The following is a 3,786-nucleotide window of genomic DNA, read 5'->3' as shown; positions in this document are numbered from 1 at the left end:
TTCGCTGCTCACAGTGAGTCTCCTTTGTGGGCTGGTCAGTGCTGGTTGCTGGTCTTGGCCCACACGCCGCTCGTGCGGCTGTGGACGGTGCGCTGCTCCTGGTGAACCGGGCCCTCGTAGTGGTGGTGGATCTCGGGGTCGGGCTTGGCCCGACGGGCGAGCCGGGCGAGGGCGAGCACGAGGGCGGTGGGGGCACCGAAGACGAGGCCGCAGACGATCGGGTCGGCGAACTGCGAGACGTACATGAGCACGCTCGCGGTGCCGCCGACCATGACGGTGGTGGCGCCGCCGGCGAGCAGGAGCACGCTGGCGTCGGTGGCGCCCTGACTCATCGGCGGTCGTCCGGGCTGGGCGACGGGGGTGGTGTCGCGGTAGGCGTCAGCGATGATCCGCCGCGCCTCGGTTTCGGCCTGCGCTTCGCTCAGACCGGCGCCCGTGGCGCCTGCCTCGGGGGTGGTGTCGGGGTACATGCGGAATTCCTTCACGATGGTGGTGGGGGAGGCAGGGGCACCCCCTGCCGGGGGTGCTGTGGAGGGGGTTTCAGGGGTGCTGACCTGCACGCCTCCCCGACTCCCCGAAACGATGTTTTTGCTGATCAGAGCGGGGGAGGCGGCTCGGGGAGGCGCTGGGGGAGTTCTCCCCGCCTCCCCGGGCCGGACGGTGCTCGCTCCCCGCTATCCGGCGGGGGAAGCGGAACCGCCGTTGTCGCGGTTGGTGAGGGCCCGCAGGACGTGATCGCGGTGGACGACCATGACCCCGTGGGACTTCTTCGGCTCCTCGCCGTGCTCCTCCAGCTCCCGCTTCAGCCGGTCGTTGGTCCACTGGTCGCCGTAGACCTTTGGGTCCAGCGCGTGCAGCCGCTTCAGCACCTCGTTGGTGCGCAGCCGCGGAGCTTCGCCGAACACGTCGGCGATGTCCGTGAGCGGGTCGCGCTGCTCGCCGCGGTCGATGGCGTGCAGGGTGGTGACCCCGTCGCGCAGGGCCTTGGCGCGCTCGATGATGGCCTTCGCGTCGTCGTCGCCGATGAAGTGCGTGCGCACGGTGATGGACGACTGGCCCTTGGGGATGTCGATGCCGTCGGAGGCGACGACCAGGGTTCCCTTGTCCAGGCCCTGGCGCAGCAGGTGCGGGGCGGCCCCGCCGTTGACAGCCTTCTCGCCCAGGGCCATGACGGCTTGCGCCGCGGTGCCCAGCGCGAGCGCGGCGCGGGTGTGGGCGCCTTCCCGCACGAGTTTGGGAAGGTTCTGGTCGGTGGGGTCCTGCGTACCCTCGTACATGAGCACGTTGACCACGCGGCCCTGGTTGTGGACCTTGCGCACGGCCATGAAGTAGCGGGACGTGGCCTTGGAGCCGCCGTAAGGGCGCTTCTCGTCATCCACGGCCGGGCACATGAACGCCACCTGCGCTTCGTCCACGATGCCGATCAGCGGGTCGAACACCACCGTGGGGTCTGCCTGACGCGCCGCGATGCGGCGGTTCATCTCATCGACCAGACCCTCAACCATCTCGGTCGTATCGATCACGTGCTCATCGGTCGGCCCCTGGATCAGTACCGTGGCCAGACCGTCGAACATGGCCCAGTCACCGGCGCCCTTGAGGTCGGCGATCCGGAACTCAACCCGCCTGTCCAGCGACGCCCACAGCGCCAGGGAGCGCAGCGCGGCGGTCTTGCCCTGGTTGGACAACCCGGTGATGAGCAGGTGGCGCTGATACAGGCTCAGCGCCGCCGCGTCCCCGCGCAGGTCCTGTCCCCAGGGGGCGCGGCCCTTGGTGTAGTCGGCGGTCATCGTCTCATCGGTGACCAGCGGGGAGGGGCCGATCGGCTCATCCAGCGCACCGGAGTCGGCGATCCACAGCCGCACCGTGCGGGCGGCTTCGGGGATGGTGATGAACACTTCGTGTTCGTGCCGGGTCAGGTTCTCCGCGAGCTTGCGCCGCTTGCCCTGCACCTCGTTCGTCGACACCCCGGAGGGCAGGGTCACGTCGACTTCCACGCCGCATCCGGCGATCCGGATCGGTCCCAGCATGGCCGCGCCGGCGTCGCCCATCTCTTTGATGGCGTTGCGCAGCGCGGGCACCCCCAGGTCGCGCAGGGCCTTGACCACGATCGAGGGGGTGATGGGTTCGCCCTCCCCGGAGCGGACGGTGGCGGGCAGGGCCCAGTTGGGGGCGGCTTGCTGCTTGCGGCCCACTGACCACAGGGCGAGGAGCGCCAGCAGGGGGCCGATGCGCAGGGCCGGTCCCCACACGATCGAGACGATCGTGACGAGAAGCCGGATGAACTCAAAGACCGCCATCAACGGCGTGAGCACGTCGGTCACGTCCTCGTTGGCGATGGCCAGCACCACCCCGAGACCGACCAGAGTGCCGATGCCCGCCCCGGTGCCGACCGCGAGGCCCTTGGCCACGTCCACGGGCGACTTCAGCAGGTCCATACGGCGCCGGTGGCGTGCCTCGCGGAAGCGCTGCAGCCGCTCTTCCCACTCCTGGGCCACCTCGTAGTTCCCGGCGGCTTCGGCGGCGCGGAGCAGGCGTTCGTAGCGGGCGCCGGTACGGCCGTCCCAGGTGCGGCGGGCCACGATCCGCGTCCCGCCGACCACATACATGCTGTGGCGGACTGCCACCCTGCCCGCCTCGCGGGTGCGTTCGTCGGTGGCGATCTGGCGCATCGCGCGCCCGGAGCGCACCCACAACGGCACGACCGGCGCGGTCGGGGCGGGGTCGGGGACGACGGTGAGGTTCGGGCCGGGTTCGGCGGTGGCGGGAGGGTCGGGGTTCTTGTGCAGGGGAACGACGTTGCCGCTCATGACGGCATCACTCCTGACTGCCCCGGACGGGGGCGGGAGGCGAGAGAGCCCCGGGGTGACCGCGTGGTGGCGGGTACCCCGGGGCGGGTCAGTGGGCGTGGCGAGCGCGGTTCACCACCAACGCGATTCCTTCTTGGGCACAAGGGAGGGGCAGCCGTTGACCAGGTGGTCCACGCACTGCGGGCAGTCCTCGCGCGGCTTCAGGCGGCGGTGGATGCTCTTGTCGTAGGCGTGCTGCCAGCACTGCGGGCACTGGCCGGGAGGCGCCGGTTTGGGGGCCATGCTCACCACCAGCCCGAAGACTTCTTGGCGGCCTTGGCCTTCGCGTTCTCGTTCACGATGCGCTGCCGCTCGCTCTGCAATGCGGTGATCTCCGCGTTCAGCCGCGTCTCGGCGGCACTCCAGGCGGTGTCGGCCTTGGTGTCGGCGCGGGCGGTGCTCTTGTGCCGCACCACCTTGACCGAACCACTGGCGGCGGCGGCCAGGATGGCGCGCCGTTCGCGGCCGTCCAGCGGCCACATCTGGCGCTGCTGAACGGCTTCAAGCTTGCGGGTGGTCTGCTGGATCTCACGATCCAGGCGACGCGTGTCGGGCTTACCCATAGAACTCTCCTTGGAGGATGGGGAAGATGCCTGGTCAGGCGGCGATGCGGCCGGAGAGGGAGGTGGGTGCCAGGAAGCGGAGTGCGGCCACGGCCTGGTGCGGGACCACGCCATTGCCCAGCGCTTTGAGCTGTGCGGAGCGGGACAGGCCGGGGACGTCGGTGACGTGGCCGGCGGGCAGACCCATGAGCCATTCGACGAAGGCGGGACTCAGCCGTCCCACAACGTCAACTGGCCCGGGGGCAGGGCAGCCGATGACTTGCGCCCACGCTTCGACGGCTTCGGCGTAGGGCCCCCAATCAACTCCGAGACCTGGTGAAGCGAGGGCCGCACCGCTGCCCCCGGACTCGGGGACCGGTTGCTCGGCCACGTCGATG

The 3,786-nt window shown here is 70.3% G+C and carries 4 protein-coding genes and 1 pseudogene; all 5 read right to left on the bottom strand.

Annotation, left to right across the window (positions count from 1 at the left end):
- Positions 1 to 35: 35 nt before the first annotated feature.
- The gene (locus AC07DI_RS37390) at positions 36 to 470 is read right to left on the bottom strand and encodes a hypothetical protein (protein WP_478909423.1); all 435 of its coding nucleotides are present in this window, start codon (positions 468 to 470) and stop codon (positions 36 to 38) included.
- 204 nt (positions 471 to 674) lie between these two features.
- Positions 675 to 2,807, bottom strand: coding sequence for an ATP-binding protein (locus AC07DI_RS37385; protein WP_478909422.1), 2,133 nt, complete (start codon positions 2,805 to 2,807; stop codon positions 675 to 677).
- A 111-nt stretch (positions 2,808 to 2,918) separates the two neighbouring features.
- Complete coding sequence (locus AC07DI_RS37380; protein ID WP_478909420.1) at positions 2,919 to 3,089, bottom strand: pRL2-8; 171 nt, start codon at positions 3,087 to 3,089, stop codon at positions 2,919 to 2,921.
- Positions 3,090 to 3,091: 2 nt separating this feature from the next.
- Entirely contained in the window at positions 3,092 to 3,409 is a 318-nt protein-coding gene (locus tag AC07DI_RS37375; protein WP_478909418.1) for a hypothetical protein, read from the bottom strand.
- Positions 3,410 to 3,443: 34 nt separating this feature from the next.
- A pseudogene (locus AC07DI_RS37370) lies at positions 3,444 to 3,786 on the bottom strand (hypothetical protein); the annotation flags it as partial.

The sequence above is a fragment of the Streptomyces sp. NPDC044106 genome (genome assembly GCF_056433985.1).
Note: the sequence above shows the minus strand (reverse complement) of the source record. Positions and strands in the feature narration are given on the sequence as shown.